We start from the raw sequence: 19,764 nt of genomic DNA, 5'->3' as shown, positions 1-19,764 counted from the left end.
AAGTAGAAAAATGCCCATTATCCATGAAACTATAGAGTTGTGCATTCTTTCCCTTCACATATCCTTAAAAGCAAAGGCTCTCAATCAGCACAAACAATATTCCCCTGCCTTTTTTCATGCCTGATATCAGCATACCTTACACAACGGTGTTTTATGGCATAATAAGATAACAATGCTGTTCTTTTAAAAAGATGATAACGAAGGTATCCCAAATATTTATAGCCAAAACAAGACAAAAAAATTTAAAATCTAATAGACCAATTTTTTAAAAGCATTTAAGAAATGCTATACTCAATAAAAATAAATCAACGTGATACTTTCATATTTATTAAAGTACATGGGACTCTTGTTAAAAAATTCTGCACAAACAGTGGTTTTAGTTCTCGACAACAGAACAAGATTTTGAAAATCACATTTATTATTTTTAAAAAGAGTGATTAAAAATGATAGCGCAATCCACCAGAAAAACGAACTCCAGAAAAACCCGCCTTTGTTAACGTATGCTGATAGCCAAGATCACTGTAAAGTGTAACTTTAGAAGAAAACTGTGAATTGACACCCAAGCCAACCTCTAAGGAAGAACCAAAAGAACTCAACTGGAAAACATCTTTAAAATGAACAAATTTTTCTTTATCAAAACAATGAGTAAGATGAATATTGCCATAAAAAGAAGTGATACGATCCTTTTCAGATGCTGAAAATGTTTTATTTAAACGCCCACCGATACGCACCAACCATTGACCTATTTTTTTCATCTCAACATCAAATCCATCAATATCACGAAACTTATTAAATTGAAGATGTTGATAAATAAGCTGAAGTTGCGGATCAAAAATAAGATCTTCATATCCTGTCATAAACACTTTACCAGCAGAAAAGGAAACGTTCAAAGGACTTGCTTTTAATGTCGCCGTCTTACCCCAAGCATGGGTAAGCACATCCCCTTTAAACAAACCATAAGATAAAAGACCATCTACATAAAAACCAGTGTTGTTTTCCACACTAGCGTATGCCGTAAATGACCATTTATTAAACGTACTCTTTTGGCTTCGTTCCACGTTACGAGGTTGTAAGGAAAGCTTTCCATAGGTTCCCATAATCCCAAAAAATGTCGTACTATATGCGCTTTCTATTGTTTTGAGCAAAATATCTGTTTTTATAGCGTTATAATCAACATGACCATCGTACCCATATTTAAGTGTAGAAAGATCTGAGACATAACGATAACGCCCACCATAACTGTGAATAGATAAAGCAAAATTCTCTTCGTTTTTTAACAATTTACGAGAAATAGACCGCGTAGCTTGCAACTGTTTTTGTTGATGACGAATATCCATGAGTCCAACATGAAACAAAGCATTTGGTAACAAAAGATAGGTCGGAACTTGTGGAACAACCTCTCTGACCTTTAACTCAGAAGGGGGAATAGCAGACACCTCTAAAACAGGCTGAATATATTTACTTTCAAGGCGGAAATCCCAAAAGTCTCCATCTCCTTCAACCAATCTTTGAGAAGTTTGTGCATTTCCAAGAGAAGAATTCGGACCATAAGCATGAAGATAATATTGGTAAGGCAAACCCTCTAATGCAATATAAGCACGATCTAACTGAAAAGAATCTTCTGCCGCTTTTCCAGAAACCTGAATAAGTGAAATACTATGAGCCTTTTCACCGGTTGCTATCTCCCCCTGATTTCCTGGAACAAATTGCACATAAACTGTGGTTTTCCCAGAAACATCACCATGTACCAAAAGTCGGTCAGTCTGTTTATTATCAAGCAAACCATCACGACTGAGATGTGTATTGAGATAAATATCTGCACTATCTTGCGCACTATAAACTTCTTTCTCTCCCTTCCCAATATAAAGTGTCTGATACTCCTGAAACATTGGCGTTTCAAAAGCAATCAAACTATCAGAAAGTTTTACAAATGAAATAAATGAACTTGTACGGTTTGCAATATGTGAATCTATCGCCCTTCTTTTTGTTACGAACCATTTTGATCCTCCTGTTAAATAAAGCTCAGCAATAGAATCATCAGCAACACGAGTTCCTCCTATCAATGAAGAAGAATCAGCCAAAATCGCTACAGCCCCCCCCTTTTCAGCTGTTAATAATAAGTCACCCAAAATTTTTGTGCCTTCTGTTACTGCAATATAACTACGACTGTTATGACTATGAATAGCTGTTCCATCTGCAACCTCAAAAACCGTCCTTTTCAAAAAAACTAGTCCTTGTTCGTACGCATTGTTCCCTCCCCCCATCTCAAAATGCATACCATGTTTGTTACCGATTGCCTTAATTGTTGAATCTTCAATATTAACCCGCGAAATTAAAATATTTTCATTCCAGCCAACATTGGATTGTGCCTTAGAATCTTGTCCAACCATTAAAACATGAACATTTGTAGAAACAATATTAGTCTTCTTCAAATAAACAGAACCACGCTGGTCTACATTGAAAACTGTATACGCAATTTTTTCATTTGTATTTTCTTTATCTTCTGTTTTTTGACATTTTGAAGTAATGGTAACATCATCTAAAGTTGCATTTCCCCTTATACCCACATAAAGTGCAGCGGCATCATTTACATCAATAAATCCACTCGTCATCTGAATGCCCGCATCAGCACCAACGAAAAGAGCACTCTCTCGACCAATACCCTGACCTTCTACTTTAATTTTTGTATTCGTTAACCTAACAGCTGCTTCTTGCTTCTCTGCATAAGCAGCTATATGAGAAGCTTCAATTGTTCCACGATTGACCTCAATTATTCCACTATCAGCTTTAAGACCTACTGATACATTTTTAAAAGCTGAATCGCTTAAAACAATTCTTCCCCCTCGTGATACAACAGCACCATAAATATCTTCTATACCTGAAATTCCTTCAACCTCTACACGCATTGCCTGAATAACTGTATTAGGCTCCTGTACTACTATAGCAGCAGGCAATATGAGAGAACTACCTTCCCCATTCTTTTCTTTAACAGGTGCAGTGAACTTATATATTTTATCACTAATTGTATGCTTTGCACCATCTCTGCATTCATAAGGTAATTTGTTTTCATCACATGACAGTAATACAAATGAACGAGAATGTGCCTCAATATTTGTGTTTAACAAAAAAGAAAAAATAGCTGCCGTAAAAACACACGAATATAAGCGATTTTTAGATACCTTGCTTATCATTATTTTCAAAACTTTCTTTTTCTCAACAAACACAAAAAATGCCGGTAAAAAATAAACCATACATTAAATACGATAAGAATAAAATAAACAAAGTTATTTTACCATTTTACTGATAAATGACAGCATTTCATAATATGTTTTGTATTTTATGTAAAGAAAGAACAAAAAACTTAATAATACCATTTAGGATTACGCTCTCTTAAAGAACTAATCCCCCAATTGCTGAGAATGGCAACACAAAGTGTCGGAAAAATAATCTCAAAAAAACTTGAAGAAAGGCAAACTTTGGAGAGATATAATCTTAAATTTCTTTCACTACCCAAAAATAAAAATACAATAAAATGAGAATAATTGTTAAGATTTAAAAACTCAAAATGTCTTAATAAAAACACAACACTATGAAATAAACTATACAAAAGTTATAATTGCACCATTTCTTCTACAACAAAAACCTAAGGAAATGCTCACTAGCGTATAAGTTAATGTAGGTATCTAATTCTATATAAAAGCTGTAAACTACCTAGTGAAAAAATTGAATAAATTTTCTCGTAAGTTCCTATCATCAATGTTTTCAATTCATCAATAAACCACTCTAAAAGATATCATCTCGAAATAGACCATAAAATGAAAAGATATTTACATCAAAATTACTTGCATAACGCTTTAATATCTTCTGATAAAATTTAAAATACAATAAAACACTCACTTTCCTGAAATTAAAAAACATCAAAATAAAATATTTCATCAAACTCATTTCTATAAAAATAATCTATTTATTATCGTTAAAGAGGATATTTTAGCAAAGCTATTCTTTGCCATTTTTTATATTGAATAATCTTCTCTAAAAATGCTAACCATCCCCCAATATTATTATCATCTGAAAATAATACATTGCTAAGCTAGTTTCTAATGAATATAACTATATCGAGGGTAAAAGAGCAGCACTTTTACTCCCTCACCCCTATTAATATTTTCATTGAACTATTACTTTAAAGATGAATATATTTTACTGTTAGGTCACTTTTTCAAAACTTTTCTATTTTTTATCATTCTGAAGACGTAACATCAAATCTTGTTTTTGTTTCAAAGTATCATTGTCCATAACCTTCTGATACCCTGCTACCATTAAATTGACTAAAAATGAATCACTTCGCGGTGTTGATGAAAAATAGATTCCCTTTGAATCCTGCAATTTGTACCGATAACCTGCTTTAGTCATACACTCATAAATTGCTGCAAATTCACTTGCACGCGAATCCATATTTTCAGAAGAAACGTAGATTGGTTTCCATCCACATTTTAACAGTGCTTGTTGAACCATAGATTTATTGACACCAGGCTTTTCCCCTCATGCCAATATCGATGGGGGAGATTTACTAACACATCCCACAGAGCTTAAAAAAAATCATAGCACTCAATAATTTCAATATTTTTTTCATTTTCCCCCTCCCTCAATATTTACGAATAAAAAAGCCTATAACTCTGTGCTAATTTTTTCACATGTAAGATTGCTAGTCTATTGAGAAAAACAATCCCGCCCCCCTTGCGAGAACAAAAATATAAGGATTATTGATTACAACAGCATCAATATTTAAGGTTGACATTCGGGCTGCTCTTTGTTCTCTTCACAATGAGGACTATTCAAGCGCCTCTCTACACTTCGCTGAGGAATAACAGCATCAGGCTGACAAATTGGAAGATTTTCATACTTTTCACACCACTTTACCCTTCCCAATTTATCTTGGAAACCTGCTTGTATCATGCATGCATTCACAGACTCCTCTGCATTGAATCTCTCATCAGTACTTGTTTCTGTATCAAAACGACCATCAAGATACTGTATTCCACACTCTAACAGAGCTTTTTTTATCTCAAGTTGATCAGCACCAGACTTTTCCCATGCATCTACAGCTGTTTGAGAAGGCTTTTCTGGATAACATCCAGCCATAACAAATAGGGTCATCCCACTTAATAATTTTAAAATCTGCTTCATTTTCCTATCCTTGAATAATTTGATATTATGAAACAATCCATAAATTACTTTACATGCTGTTTTTTCACTTCCAAAATAACGATGAACATTATCAACCTTCATGGTTATTTATCTCTTTCCGATAATTATGCCACCGATATTATATCAAAAATACAGCAAAATTACTACTTAAATCGTATTCTATCAACGTTATGCATATAATTATTCTCAATATTTTGATTACAACCAAGATAGATATTTTATATTATTGCGCCAACAGTTGTAGTCCCCATAAATAAATAGCATTGACATGCTGAATTAAGCCATCCCCACACGGGCATGAGGAACATGAAGGTAGGGATTGTTGATCGTCACAAACAGCAAGACTTAAGGTTTGCATTCAGGTGCATTTTTATATTTTTTACAAAAAGTGCTGTTTAAGCGCTTCTTGACACTGCGCTGTGGAACAACAGCGCCTGGACGACAAATCGGGAGATCTTCGGCTTTATGATTCTCGCACCAAGTCCCTCCCCCCACTTTATCACGAAATCCCGATTGAACCATACAGGCATCAATAGTTGCCCATGCATTGTAGCTGAGTTTTCTGTTTTCTGGATCGGCATCAATAAGGCTTGGCATACCACATTATAACAAAGCTTTTCCTACCTCAGTAAAATCAGTAACACCATTTTTCTCCCACGTAGCCACCTCTCCTGGAGGAGGTTTATTAAACTGGCACCAGCTATACCCAATAGAATTATCGCACTTAATAATTTTAAGGTTTGTTTCATTTTTTCCTCCATGATTTAATTCAAGGCTTTTGTTCTAAATGAGATGTGCCATAAAACTTTTGGCATTTCGGACCCGCATCTCCAAGACAGGTATGGGAGCTTATGGGATTCATGATCACTCTCCACCATTCTGTCCACCAGTTACTACCAGCAGGTGCTGTCTCGTAAGTATAGTCATTGCCGCCAATAATTCTGCTTACAAAGTCAAATCTATGCCCATCAAAACCTGTTTCATGCCTCTGTGAATGACCGCTATGATGGTTTGTCATGCTAACAACCGTCATACTTTCTTCCATTACATTGATATCTTGACCAGAAATCAGATGAGAAGCAATAATCGTAGCATCTCATTGTACATCCATATCAACTTTGCCTGTTACCTCAAGGATAAACGGAATCGTTGTTGTGTGTGTTTCAGAGCTATTGGAAGACTTCTCGTGTAAAAAGCCACTTTCCGATGATTGTTTTTTCTGGTCGTAGTGTTCTTGAGCGCCTTTTATGGTAATATTGAATAATTTTGCACCGAAATACAATTGCGGAGTACATTTTGTCCGCCTCCACTTGTAATAAAAACTACTCTCGTATCAATATTATAAAAAATAAGTTTGATCCTTCCTCTTGTGAGAGCAATAATAATAAGAATCGTAAAACTGTCACACGTTCATTGTTCTTTTTAATTTACTCTTCTATGAGATTTTATTGTAATATCTTGCTGCTGTTTATTAAAGTTTTTATAAAAACAATGATACAATGCCTCATGTAACTTTGTTATCCACTATTTTCTACCAACGCCAATTCTCTTTAAGAAAAAAGAATAGAAAAAAAAACTTCACCCCTTCTTTTCAAGAAAAGACATAAAGAACTTTATCTTCGTTTCTAAAAGCAATAGTAATTTTCTAAACAACAAAATTTAAGCAACCAATTTTTTAAAGAGCTTAAAAAAACAATTCTTACAATAACTTATCTTGTAAAACAGAACTTCATTAATACATTTAGAAAAAGATATCTGCCTATAATCTTGTATCTGGTAAAATCTATTTGCGCTGTTAGGCATTTTAACCTGAAAGACTTATATTGATAGCACAGCTCACCATCAAAAAACGCCTAATATTTATATGATTTGGTCGTTACCGTAAGCAATGGCTCACAAAAACTTCCAAAGCAAAATAATAACGAGCAGATTTTTTCAATCTAAATTGTTCTAACCTTTAGAGAATAACAATCAAACACCTGTTTTCCTGATGACATCAGCTATTTGTTTTGAGTTTTATCTCTATTCACATTTTATTGCTGTTTCTTTTGCTTAAAATTATAAAGTTTAAGTACATAGAAACAAACAACAAGCCAAGCAATCCAACTAACACCTATAATTAAAACCGGTCGTGTCTCATCAAAATACCATAAGAGAATAAAAATAAAAACCATAAATAAAATAGAAAAAATCGACCCTATTGGCCAAAATGGAATGGGAAATTTTAAACCATTCTGTGCTTCTTTAGGCATCTTAATTCGCATAGAAAATTGTGAAAGTAGAATCATCATCCAAACAAAAACTGTCGCAAATGTTGCCATTGCGGCAATAAGAAAAAAAAGCTTTTCATGATAAAAATAATTAAGGAGAGCACCAAGAAGAAAGATACCGAAGATCATCAAAATAACAAAAACTGGTATACCATTTTTTGATAAATATTGAAACTTTTTTAAAGCATAACCTTCCTGCGATAAACCATGGATCATACGACAAGCACCATACATTCCACTATTCATTGCTGAAATAGCCGCTGTAACAACAACAATATTTAAAATATTTGCTGCATACGAAATCCCAAGATTTTCAAAAATAGATACAAAAGGGCTATCCATAAGACCAATCTCATTCCAAGGATAAAGAGACATTAAAATAGCTAACGTCATGACGTAAAAAAGCAAAATACGAACTGGAGTAGAATTAATTGCCTTTGAAATCGTTTGATGAGGGTTTTGAACTTCCATAACTGCCATGCCAATAATTTCTATGCCACCAAAAGCAAAAACAACAACACTAAAGCAAGCTAAAAAACCAAACCAACCATTGGGAAAAATACCACCATTTTTCCATAAATTATGAACAGTAACGGTAGAAAAATCTGCACCTTCACCCCACCCCCAAAAAATAATTGCTATTCCTAAAATAATCATCGCAATGATAGCTATAACTTTAATAGAAGAGAGCCAAAACTCTAGTTCACCATAGACTTCTACAGCAGCTAAATTAATGCCTGTGATGATTAATGTAATACTCAGTGCCCATACCCAAGGAGCAACATCAGGATACCAAAAACCCATATAAGTCGCAAAAGCTGTAATATCAGCCAAACCAACAAGAATCATCTCAAATACATATGTCCATCCCGTTAAAAAACCTGCTAATGGTGATATGTAATTTGCCGCATAACGAGCAAAAGAACCAGGCAATGGATTATGAAGTATCATCTCTCCTAGAGCCCGCATAACCATAAAAATAGCTAAACCAGCAATACAATAGGCAATCAAAACACTGGGACCCGCAAGCTTAATTGCCTGTGCAGACCCATAAAAAAGACCTGTTCCAATAGCAGAACCAAGAGCTAAAAAAATAACTTGGCGCTTACTCATACCCCGTTTCAGTTCATTTATTGCCATTTCTTTCCTTACTTTTTGAAATGCTGACAATCCACACCACGATAACAGCCCTATGATAAATAAAGCCTCATGTTTCTTTCACAAATATATTTCAAAAAACATCGAAGACCAGCCAGTCCAACACTTTGCTCTAAACAATGAAAAAATACTTTTATTGCGAATTATTCAGCTTTTATAGCCTACAATTTCGTATTATTTTATTCAAATAAAGTGATAATGAATTTTTTCACAATTGTCATTTAATTCATTTCGTATTCTCTAGTTTTTTACAGAGAAAATTAACCTTAATGTAATCTAAACTTTTAGGCTTCTATTTCGGTGCACTGAAATAGAAGCCTAAAAATTCATAACAAACACATTAACTATGCATAAAATTAATTTTTTGTTACTTTAAGCAAACTTTCTTTGAGCCCATAAAACAAACTTTTTATGCCAATTGAATAGCTCAATCAATGATAATACGAATCTCGCAAGTCTTCAAAAGCATGAGAAAATTTATCTAGAACCCATCTTTTAAGGACTCCAGCTGTCTTAACGACAAGCTTTCCAATGAAAAAAAAATATACGATAAAAAGAGCATCTTTGATTATTGGTCCGATGATAGCGTTCTCATTACCTCTGGGAATTTGCCCTGAGATAGCAATAAAATCTTTGTTTTTCGCTGAAATAAGAGGCTCTTTCTCTTGAGCCACTATCATAATGAAAACTTCCTCTGGAAAGCTAGCTCTCCTAAAATTTGCATGAATCTCAAGAATTTGAGAGAAAAAAAGAACTGTTATTGAAACACATAATTTAGCACTTTTAAACATTCTTTTCTCCTTTTTTATTTTAAATATCAAAAATGAACTATAAAATTCATAAAGTATTAAAAATAAGAAGAATATAAAATAAAAATTTTATTTTTACTTGATACAATACATATATCATAATTTATATTTATAAAAATATAATATCACGAATATATAATTCGTATATATTATTTAACTTATATTAAAATTTCTGATATAAATCAGAAAATATAGGTGCTTTAATTTTATAGTTTCTATAAAATAACAAAATATCTAGTTAACTACAAAAATCAGATATATACAGTAATAAATATACATTTTATTAAATAATTCAAATATAGTATTGCTCCTCTATATTTTCATATGAGAAAGTTTCAAAATTCAATATCCCCCCTTCAGCATTGACCTTAAAACAAATACTATTGAAAACTTAATGAAGGAAAAATTGTTTCTGGTAAAACAGATAATAAATGTCCTTCACGCACAAGTATATGTACTCGATGAAGATCTGGAGCCAGATAGCGATCTTCCTTAAGAGAAGCAACATTTTTTCGTAAACATTCCATAACAGATTGCAAAAAAGTACTTGTTTTTAAAGGTGCACGATATTCAATTCCTTGTGCTGCAACAAGCGTTTCAATGCCAATAAGTGTAAAAAGGTTTTCACTCATGACCAATAACCGACGAGCGCCATGGCAAGCCATTGAAACATGATCTTCTTGATTAGCTGAAGTAGGTGTTGAATCAACGGAAGCAGGATAGGCCATTTGCTTATTTTCAGACATTAAAGCTGCTGCTGTTACTTCAGCGATCATAAAACCTGAATGAAGACCTGGATTATGCGCTAAAAAAGCTGGAAGTCCATAAGAAACAGCTGGATCAACCATAAGAGCAATACGCCGCTGAGAAATAGATCCTATTTCACACAAAGCAAGAGCGATCTGATCAGCAGCAAATGCTACAGGTTCTGCATGGAAATTCCCACCTGATACAACCTCACCATTCCTTAAAATCAAAGGATTATCTGTAACAGCATTTGCTTCAATAATAAGTGTTTTTGCTGCGGCTAACAAAATATCAAAACATGCCCCCATCACCTGTGGCTGGCAACGTATACAGTAAGGATCTTGTACACGCTCATCACCCCGTAGATGTGCTGCACGAATTTCTGAATTCTCTACAAGTTTTTCTAATGTTTTCGATACGGCAATCTGCCCATAATGTCCTCGTAAAATATGGATATCAGGATGAAATGGCGCCGTTGACCCCATGAGGGCATCTGTTGTCAAAGCTCCTGCCAGCAATCCACCACACAATGCCCGATAACCTCGAAAAAGACCGGCAAGTGCAAGGGCTGTTGAGGTTTGAGTCCCATTAATAAGAGCGAGACCTTCCTTTGCCTTTAAAATAATAGGGGACAATCCCGCTTTTTCTAACGCAGCTGCTCCACTCATACGAATATTTTTAAAAAATGCTTCTCCCTCTCCCATCATAACAGCCGCCATGTGAGCAAGTGGGGCGAGATCACCGGAAGCACCAACAGACCCTTTTTCAGGGATGACAGGAATGACGCCCTTTGCAAGCATATTTTCCAGCAAATTTATCAATTCTAGACGAACCCCTGAAGCCCCTCTTCCTAAAGAGATAAGCTTTAAGCTCATTATCAAACGCACAATATTTTCTGCTAAAGGTTCTCCCACCCCACAACAATGGGACAAAATAAGATTTCTCTGTAAAACAGCAACATTGTCCGTATCAATTTTAATGGAAGCCAATTTTCCAAAACCAGTATTAACACCATACACTGGCTTACTTCCAGCAGCAATTTCAGAAATGCGCTGCGCTCCTTTCTCGATAGCTAAATGCGTATTATTATGAAGTTTACCCACTTCTCCATTAAAATAAATATCTTTAAGTTCACTAAGCGTTACCTCGCCCGGTTTTAGTGTAATCATCATGATTTTCTTTCTTCGTTCATTAAAGTACAATGCTTAACATTATTGATCTTTCTATAAAACAAAAAAAACTATAACGACTCTTTAAAGCGATAATGCTTTCTTAAAGGTATTCCTTACAATGGAGTCATTATCCAAAAGTAGAATAGTTGACGATAAATGAAAATGAAATATTGACAAGCACAACCAAAGTAATGGATTTCAAAAATAGATAACACTTTAATTTATAATCATAATCTAGCATGCTGCATATTAAATGAGAGAGCTGAATATCTTAAAACTCTCTCATTCCAAATCTGTGTATGTTGAATAAATCAAAACCATTCGCTTGCACGTAATAAGCGAGATTGGCGTATGGATAAAACTGTAAAAAAGGACTAAAAACTCCTCTTATGAACCGTGTCAAGGGCTGTCGCAACATTGGGAGATGAAAGTGTGGATGGTGCAGGCTTATTCTTTTATGAAGCGTAAAGATGGAAAACTCAATGGATTTATTATCAAGCTATTCTTACTAAACTTATAAAAACCTTAAATAGATAGCTGTCACAATCTATCATGATTGCAAAAATCAAACTCTATAGAAAATTAAAAACTTATTCAATACATCACAACAGAGAAGAAATTGAGCTTATTTGCCACTTCTAAAATTGTATTTAAAGCGCCAGATTAAACCTTGAAAAACACATCTTCAATAAAACCACATAAGACTCGGCCTAACCCGTTATTTAAAATAGAAAATAAAAGAAGTTTTCTTATATCAAAAAAAATAATTAATATATTGTTTTATATTATATCTTTTAAAAAGAGAAATGCTTCATATAGCATATTTATATTTTACTTTTTTGTTATACTGAATCTAAATTTAGAGATAATTTCAAAATGAGTTGTTTTTTTAAGGTTCTTCCAAGCCATTACTTTTTTACTACAAATTTCTGATTATGATAATTTTTTGTACTTTTTCAGTTATTTTTGTCAAAATTTATTAAAAACACTCTCATTTAATAATAAAAAGCAATCATAAAAACAAAGAATTATCAAACATTTCTATTCAATCTACCTCTTTCCATTTTATAAAATAATCTGTTGTTAAACTGCAGTAAAGAAAGCGCTTCGATGCTATAATGCAGAGCATAAGTTTTCTATTTAAACTCTCTCATATTAAATGAACAATGAAAATCAGCGGTAATAAGATGTCAATGTGAATGCTGAAGAAGAAAAAACCTTTCTCCCTCAAAGTCTGCCTTAATAATGCGTTAATTTTCTGAATAGCGCCCACTCTGATGTGCTAAAAGAGCAAAAGCAATCATCGATATCGGATTATCCTGCATACATATAGAGCTCACTTCGATACAAAATCTCCAAATTGCCTTGCACTTCATATTTCTTTATCAATGCGACCAATTGCCGCAAATATTCTTTTCCATGGCTCGCAATAGCGCGTTGCGCTTGCGTTGAAGAGCGGCTCATTCCAATAAAAAATTCAGACGGGATCATCATCGTCCAATTATGCGTATGGAAAGAAATTTTTTCTGCTTTTACCCCAAAGCCATCACTCATTTCCTGTAAAAAATCAAAATTACGATAATAACGGGAATAATTTGGACTCATCTTCTCTAACAATGTCTCATAAGCCTCTAGAAATTCACTATGTTTGAAATCACGATTATTTTGGACAACTGCCATGACACCATTGGCTCGAAGTTGATCTGAAATAGCGCAAAGCAATTTAGGGCGATCCATCCATTGAAATGCCTGCGCTGCAACGATAAGATCTACCTTGCCTATTTGAGGCAATAGATCTTCGGCTCGGCCCTGATACCAACGCACGTTCGGAAATTTTCTTCGTCCCTGCTTAATCATATCTTCCGATACATCAATAGCATGATATTGGTGCTCGTTGCCTAAAAATTTAACAATCCCCTCTAATGCGATGCCTGTCCCAGCGCCTACATCCACGATGGACAAATTCTTTTTGTTCTTAAAAGGAAAGAGCATGGTCTTAAATAAAGTAAGGGGATAGCGAGGACGATAGCGATTATAATCATCAGCCAATCCGTCAAATTTTTCACTTTGCTGTTGGACACTTTCTATCATAGAACTTTGTCTCTCCTTACAGTTGCTGATATACATAATTAAAAAGTATTTTTATCCAATACGTTAAGCATAACTTCTAAAGGAAGAAAATAAGAACTGCCCTTACCTTCTATTTTTCTATAAAATTGATCCTTACATTTTTCTCTTTTCCAATTATTATCTGCACGTTGCGAAATCCAAAACTCCTACGAAAATAATATAATTTTCTGTAATAATAATTGATATAAATATTATTGATCTTTTATAAGATGACATCTATATTACTATTATTATTTTAATATCAACAAGTCACTTAAGCGTACCTAAAACGCATAGAGATATCAATTTATTGATAAATACGCCTGTTTATAAATTTCAAAATACTTTCCACCAAGAAAAAAGACTCTATATAATACATAAAATATCTGTGGAGACATCTTTATGTTAAATGTACAAACTTCTTCAATGTTTAGAATATTAAAACGATTTTCAATTATTATTTTTTTGGTATGGTTAGTGCCATTTTTAAGTGGTTGCGGATTCAATGCGATACCAACAAATGAAGAAAAAGCACACGCCGCATGGAGTGAAGTGCTCAATCAATATCAACGTCGTACAGACCTCATCCCTAATCTTGTAGAAACAGTTAAAGCTTACGCAGCTCATGAACAAAGCGTTTTCACAAATGTAATTGAAGCACGTGCTAAAGCAACGCAAGTCAATATTAATGCAGATATGTTGAATAATCCAGAAATTATGCAGCAATATCTCAAAAATCAAGCAAACTTATCAAGTGCACTTTCGCGGCTTATGGCTGTTGTTGAAAACTATCCGGATCTTAAAGCAAACCAAAACTTTCTTGCTCTTCAGTCACAATTAGAAGGAACAGAAAACCGTATTTCCGTTGCGCGCCGCGATTATATTGAAACAGTACGTGCCTACAATACTGCACTCAAAACAATGCCGACGATGATTTGGGCAAAGTTATGGTTTCGCGATGCTAAACCCATGCCAACTTTTACCATCGATACAGATAGCCAACAAACACCAAAGGTTAATTTTAATTAATGAAACTATTTCGATACTCTTTGCAACGTATTGTATTTCCAAAATTATGGGCTTTTATCTGCTCTCTGTATTTAGTTGCTGCATTGGGAAGTATCGCTTGTTCGCAAATAAAATTTCCTCATTTAACAGGGTATGTTAATGATGTAGCTCATTTGCTCGATAATGCAACCAAGGAAGACTTGATAAAAAAACTGGCAGCACTCGAAGAGAAAACGGGAGATCAAATTGTTCTTGTCACACTCCCTACTCTTTCGGGCAATGATATAGAAACATACAGCAATTCTCTTTTTCGTACATGGGGATTAGGCCAAAAGAAGATCAATAATGGTGTATTACTGGTCATTGCACCAAATGAACGCACAGCACGTATCGAAGTAGGCTACGGTCTGGAAGGAGAACTAACAGATGCCATTTCTTCTGTCATCATTAATAGCTTCATGATTCCTAATTTTCGTGAAGGAAATTATCAAAAAGGGATTGTCGAAGCGGTTCATGCAATTATCAAAGTAATCACACAAAGTGATGCTGATTTTTCTTTTCGAATCAATCAAAAAGCTAAATCTGTTGAAGAACAACGTAAACAAGCTGAAAAAGAAGAAATGATTATCAATACAATCATGTTTTTCATTCTCTTTATAGTCGTTGGTTTGCCCATTCTTGCAATGATTTTTGGTAAAAAAGTAGGCCCACAAAAGTATCTTTGGATGGGGATTATCTTCACACCTTGGTTTCTTAACTTAAGTGCCGGTGGCAGATATCCTGGTGGAAAGTTCGGAGGTCCTCGAGGTGGAGGGGGATTTAGGGGTGGTGGTGGATCATCAGGTGGTGGCGGTGCAACAGGAAGATGGTAAAACGAGCATATAACGATTTTTTTATAAAATTCATTGCACTTCTTATAAACTATCTCTTAATTTTATTCTTTTTTTATTTTTCTGATTACAATATAAACTCAAACATCAAGATAAATATTACTAATGACATTTGAATTGAAACATACGGATCGTAATCACTTATCACATCATTTTAATGCAATTCTAGGCAATCCACCAGTTGAATGGAAGATAAGTGATCATCTAGTTGAGTATCCTGAAGCTCTGCGTTATATGCAAGAACGTGTAGAAAAAATTCTTGCAAAAACCGCACATGAACAAGTTTGGCTTCTTGAACACCCTTCCCTTTATACAGCGGGGACGAGTGCCAACAAAAAAGATCTTTTAGCACCCCATTTATTCCCTGTTTATGAAGCAGGACGTGGAGGTGAATTTACATATCACGGTCCAGGACAACGTATTGCTTATATCATGCTTGATCTTAAACGCCGAAAACAAGACATTCGTGCTTTCATTAGTGCATTAGAAGAATGGATCATACAGATGCTTGCAAATTTTAATATTAAAGGCGAACGACGAGAAGATCGCGTTGGTGTCTGGATTAAACAGCCTCATTGCCCATCAAAACAAAATGATCTTTCTTCTGAAAATAAAATTGCAGCTATTGGCATTCGAGTGCGCAAATGGATAAGCTTTCATGGAGTTTCTATCAATGTTAATCCTAATTTAGCCCATTATTCAGGAATTGTTCCTTGTGGAATTACAAACCATGGTGTAACAAGCTTTCTTGATCTAGGGTACTCTGTAACAATGTATGATATTGATATCGCTCTCAAACACGCTTTTGAAGAAATTTTTGGTCCAACAATTGATGTTTCCTAAGTGCATTGATTTTTAAATAAAAAACAGGCATAAAATTTATTTTAATAAATATTTTATGAGGTGGATAGTTAAACGCTATGAGCGATAACAACAAGGATCTTTTTAGTGTTTTAAATAAAGCCCAATCTCGGGTAAATACAAAAGAAAGCACTCTGCAGTCTCCAATGAAATCAAAAGCGATGATTTCAAAAAAAAGTGCGAAAGATATGCAAGAAGATGACTATAATGCTCTCTCTATTCGAGTACTTGAGGGGTTAGAGCCCGTACGTTTACGCCCTGGAATGTATATTGGTGGAACAGACAGTAAAGCACTTCATCATTTATTTGCCGAAATTATTGATAACGCGATGGATGAAGCTGTTGCGGGTTATGCAGATTCTATTGAAGTCTCATTAGATAGGAACGGTTATATAACCGTTACAGATAATGGACGCGGTATTCCTGTCGAAAATCATCCTCAAATGCCTGAGAAATCTACTCTTGAAGTTATTATGACACAACTCCACTCAGGCGGAAAATTTGATGGAAAAGCTTATCAAACTGCTGGTGGGCTTCATGGAGTAGGAATTTCTGTCGTCAATGCTCTTTCTGATGATATGGAAGTTGAAGTTGCACGAGAACGAAAACTGTACCGCCAACGTTTCTCACGCGGTATTCCTCAATCTGGATTGGAAGATCTGGGAGATGTTTATAATCGTCGTGGTACGCGCGTTCGTTTTCATCCTGATCATGAAATTTTTGGTGAAAAAGCAGCTTTTGATCCAGAAAAAATCTATAAGATGACATGCTCCAAAGCCTATCTTTTTGGTGGCGTAAAAATTCGCTGGTGTTGTGATCCCGTCATACTTGAAGGCGCAAAAAATATTCCTGAAAAAGCTGTTTTTCATTTTCCCGATGGGCTTAAAGACTATTTACTTGCGTCACTAAAAGATGAATATCGAGTAACGTCAGAAATTTTTTCTGGCAAAACACAACAAAATAACGGCCATGGCTGCGTTGAATGGGCGATCGCTTGGCATGGTGGTGATTCTTGTGTGCAATCTTACTGCAATACGATTCCTACAGGAGAAGGCGGAACACACGAAATAGGATTACGCCAAGCTCTTTTGCGTGGATTGAAATCCTACGCTGAGTTAATAGGAAACAAGCGCGCAGCAATTATTACGTCTGACGATATTATGATTTCAACAGCCGCAATACTTTCAGTCTTTATCAGTAACCCTGAATTTGTTGGACAAACAAAAGATCGATTAGCAACCATTGAAGCACAGCGTATCGTTGAGAATGCAATCCGCGATCCTTTTGATCATTGGTTAGCAAATTCCCCACAAGAAGCAACAAAACTTCTCGATTGGGTTATCGAACGTGCTGAAGAACGTGTTAGACGACGCCAAGATAGAGAAATAAGTCGAAAAACTGCTGTCCGTAAATTACGTCTGCCCGGTAAACTTGCAGATTGTAGCCAGAACCATGCTTTGGGTGCTGAACTATTCATTGTTGAAGGGGATTCTGCAGGAGGATCTGCTAAACAAGCAAGAAATAGAGCAAACCAAGCAATTTTACCTCTTCGTGGTAAAATCTTAAATGTCGCTAGTGCTGCACATGAAAAAATGAACTCAAGCCAAACAATTAGCGATCTTATCCTTGCTCTTGGATGTGGAACACGCTCCAAGTATCGTGAAAAAGATCTCAGATATGAACGTATTATCATCATGACAGATGCTGATGTTGATGGTGCTCATATTGCGTCACTGCTCATTACCTTCTTCTTTCAAGAAATGCCTGACCTTATTCATCAGGGACATTTATATCTTGCCGTCCCTCCCCTTTATAGAATATCGCAAGGAGGAAAAGTTGCTTATGCTCGTGACGACATTCATAAGGATGAATTGCTCAAAACTGAATTTACTGGAAAAGCTAAAATCGAAATCGGGCGTTTTAAAGGGCTGGGTGAAATGCGCGCAGAACAACTTAAAGAAACGACTATGCATCCTCAAAAACGTACATTGCTTCGTGTTTCTATTGATGCCGTGGAAATACAAGAAACGAAAAAGACTGTAGAAAGTCTCATGGGAACAAAACCAGAAGCACGATTTCGTTTCATACAAGAAAACTCTACTTTTGCTTCTAATCTAGACATCTAATATAAAAAATATCCCTTTCAAACCACTGCGGCTGCGTCAATCACGCGCAGTTGCGGATTGATCGTTCCATTCCAATAATTCAAACTAAGATGACCAGCTAAATGAATCATTTCACCAATATTTTCAAAAAGAAAATCACCAAGTGATGTCCCTACAGCACGAAAAGCTATTCCTTGTAGTTTTTTTCCTTCAACATTAGATACAATGAGGCGAAGATGTCCTTTACCAACTTCAGATAGATTCACCAGTCGATGAGAGGGAAGAACAAAAACAGGTGTTGCATTCCCTGCCCCAAATGGCCCTGCTTTTTCAAGCAATTCAAACAGCGCTTCATTAACACCGGAAGCAGAAAGAGAACCATCTATACTAAGAGATTTTTTTGCACGCAACTGTGAAACCATTAAAGAAACTTTTTCTTCTAGCCATTTTCGAAAAATTTCAATTTTTGTTGATTGAATTGTAATTCCTGCTGCCATACTGTGTCCCCCTCCTTTTTCTAATAAATTTAATGTAACAGCTTCACGAACGAGTGCTCCTAAATCTATACCATTAATTGAGCGTCCCGACCCTATGCCATTTCCATCTTCTTTCAAAGCAATAGCAAAAACAGGACAAAAAAAACGCTCTTTGAGACGGGAAGCAAGAATACCAATAATTCCCGGATGCCATTCTTTATGAGAAATTACAAGCGACAATGGTATTTCTTGATCTTGATAAAGAGAAGTAATATAAGATTCCGCTTGTGCTAATTGAATGTTCTCCATTTCTTGGCGTTCTTGATTAAGCCGATCTAATTGTTCTGCTATTCTGTCCGCTTCATCTTTATTCTCACAACTAAGCAAACGTGCTCCCAAAGCTTGATCACCAATGCGCCCTCCTGCATTAATTCTAGGACCTAATAAAAAACCTAAATGAAAACTATTAAGCGGCTCCCCTATTCGTGCAACCTTTGTTAAAGCTGTTATTCCTAGATTATGCATAGAACGAGCAACTTGCAGCCCTTTTATCACAAAAGCACGGTTAACCCCCTGTAATGGAACAACATCACATATGGTTGCCAATGCAACAAGATCAAGCATACTGAGAAGATCAGGCAGTTTCCCTTTGAATTGTTTTTTCCGCAGTAAATGATGAACCCAAGCTAATGTAACAAAGACAACACCCGCTGCACATAAATGACCCTGTTCAGAAAAATCATCAGGACGATTAGGATTAACAAGAGCAATAGCTTCTTGATGAATCTCTGACATTTGATGATGATCTAAAATCACAACATCAGCCCCAGCAAGCCTAGCTGCTTTTACGGCATCTGGACTGTTTGCGCCACAATCAACAGTGATAATTAACCGAGCGCCTTCTTGCACAAGCATCCTCATTGCTTGTTCATTCGGACCATAGCCTTCAACAAT

The 19,764-nt window shown here is 35.3% G+C and carries 13 protein-coding genes and 1 pseudogene; 4 read left to right on the top strand and 10 right to left on the bottom strand.

What is annotated here, in order from left to right:
• Positions 1 to 437 precede the first annotated feature (437 nt).
• The 9 genes and pseudogenes from ACFIO3_RS01835 to ACFIO3_RS01795 form a co-directional block, all read right to left on the bottom strand.
• A complete protein-coding gene (locus tag ACFIO3_RS01835; RefSeq protein ID WP_375704055.1) occupies positions 438 to 3,191 on the bottom strand; it encodes an autotransporter outer membrane beta-barrel domain-containing protein in 2,754 nt (917 codons plus the stop codon).
• 1,036 nt (positions 3,192 to 4,227) lie between these two features.
• Positions 4,228 to 4,512 carry a hypothetical protein gene (locus ACFIO3_RS01830; protein ID WP_375608699.1) on the bottom strand — a complete coding sequence of 95 codons (285 nt, stop codon included), beginning with the start codon at positions 4,510 to 4,512 and terminating at the stop codon, positions 4,228 to 4,230.
• Between the two features lie 270 nt (positions 4,513 to 4,782).
• Positions 4,783 to 5,184 (bottom strand): hypothetical protein, encoded by a 402-nt coding sequence (locus ACFIO3_RS01825; RefSeq protein ID WP_375606682.1) that lies wholly within the window; start codon positions 5,182 to 5,184, stop codon positions 4,783 to 4,785.
• Positions 5,185 to 5,550: 366 nt separating this feature from the next.
• Positions 5,551 to 5,954: pseudogene (locus ACFIO3_RS01820) on the bottom strand (hypothetical protein).
• A 20-nt stretch (positions 5,955 to 5,974) separates the two neighbouring features.
• The gene (locus tag ACFIO3_RS01815; RefSeq protein WP_375687113.1) at positions 5,975 to 6,238 is read right to left on the bottom strand and encodes a hypothetical protein; all 264 of its coding nucleotides are present in this window, start codon (positions 6,236 to 6,238) and stop codon (positions 5,975 to 5,977) included.
• Positions 6,239 to 7,238: 1,000 nt separating this feature from the next.
• Positions 7,239 to 8,615, bottom strand: a complete 1,377-nt coding sequence (locus ACFIO3_RS01810) for an amino acid permease (protein ID WP_375610429.1) — start codon at positions 8,613 to 8,615, stop codon at positions 7,239 to 7,241.
• Between the two features lie 449 nt (positions 8,616 to 9,064).
• Complete coding sequence (locus tag ACFIO3_RS01805; RefSeq protein ID WP_375608698.1) at positions 9,065 to 9,424, bottom strand: hypothetical protein; 360 nt, start codon at positions 9,422 to 9,424, stop codon at positions 9,065 to 9,067.
• Between the two features lie 398 nt (positions 9,425 to 9,822).
• Positions 9,823 to 11,361 carry a histidine ammonia-lyase gene (gene hutH, locus ACFIO3_RS01800; RefSeq protein ID WP_375608697.1) on the bottom strand — a complete coding sequence of 513 codons (1,539 nt, stop codon included), beginning with the start codon at positions 11,359 to 11,361 and terminating at the stop codon, positions 9,823 to 9,825.
• Positions 11,362 to 12,675: 1,314 nt separating this feature from the next.
• Positions 12,676 to 13,452 carry a class I SAM-dependent methyltransferase gene (locus ACFIO3_RS01795; protein ID WP_375614550.1) on the bottom strand — a complete coding sequence of 259 codons (777 nt, stop codon included), beginning with the start codon at positions 13,450 to 13,452 and terminating at the stop codon, positions 12,676 to 12,678.
• Positions 13,453 to 13,872: 420 nt separating this feature from the next.
• Between ACFIO3_RS01795 and ACFIO3_RS01790 the strand changes: the two genes are divergently transcribed.
• The 4 genes from ACFIO3_RS01790 (at position 13,873) to parE (ending at position 18,355) form a co-directional block, all read left to right on the top strand.
• Entirely contained in the window at positions 13,873 to 14,499 is a 627-nt protein-coding gene (locus ACFIO3_RS01790; RefSeq protein WP_375606689.1) for a LemA family protein, read from the top strand.
• Positions 14,499 to 15,350 (top strand): TPM domain-containing protein, encoded by an 852-nt coding sequence (locus tag ACFIO3_RS01785; protein ID WP_375704054.1) that lies wholly within the window; start codon positions 14,499 to 14,501, stop codon positions 15,348 to 15,350. The genes ACFIO3_RS01790 and ACFIO3_RS01785 overlap by 1 nt, the downstream gene beginning before the upstream one ends.
• Positions 15,351 to 15,473: 123 nt before the next feature.
• Positions 15,474 to 16,211 carry a lipoyl(octanoyl) transferase LipB gene (gene lipB, locus ACFIO3_RS01780; RefSeq protein ID WP_375606691.1) on the top strand — a complete coding sequence of 246 codons (738 nt, stop codon included), beginning with the start codon at positions 15,474 to 15,476 and terminating at the stop codon, positions 16,209 to 16,211.
• A 77-nt stretch (positions 16,212 to 16,288) separates the two neighbouring features.
• Positions 16,289 to 18,355: a DNA topoisomerase IV subunit B gene (parE, locus tag ACFIO3_RS01775; RefSeq protein ID WP_375608695.1), complete on the top strand. Its 2,067-nt coding sequence runs from the start codon at positions 16,289 to 16,291 to the stop codon at positions 18,353 to 18,355.
• A gap of 17 nt (positions 18,356 to 18,372) precedes the next feature.
• Here parE and recJ read toward each other — a convergent pair.
• Positions 18,373 to 19,764: single-stranded-DNA-specific exonuclease RecJ (recJ, locus tag ACFIO3_RS01770; protein ID WP_375704053.1), on the bottom strand; the 1,392-nt coding region annotated here is incomplete at its 5' end.

The organism is Bartonella sp. AD328YNZD, from assembly GCF_042196425.1.
Note: the sequence above shows the minus strand (reverse complement) of the source record. Positions and strands in the feature narration are given on the sequence as shown.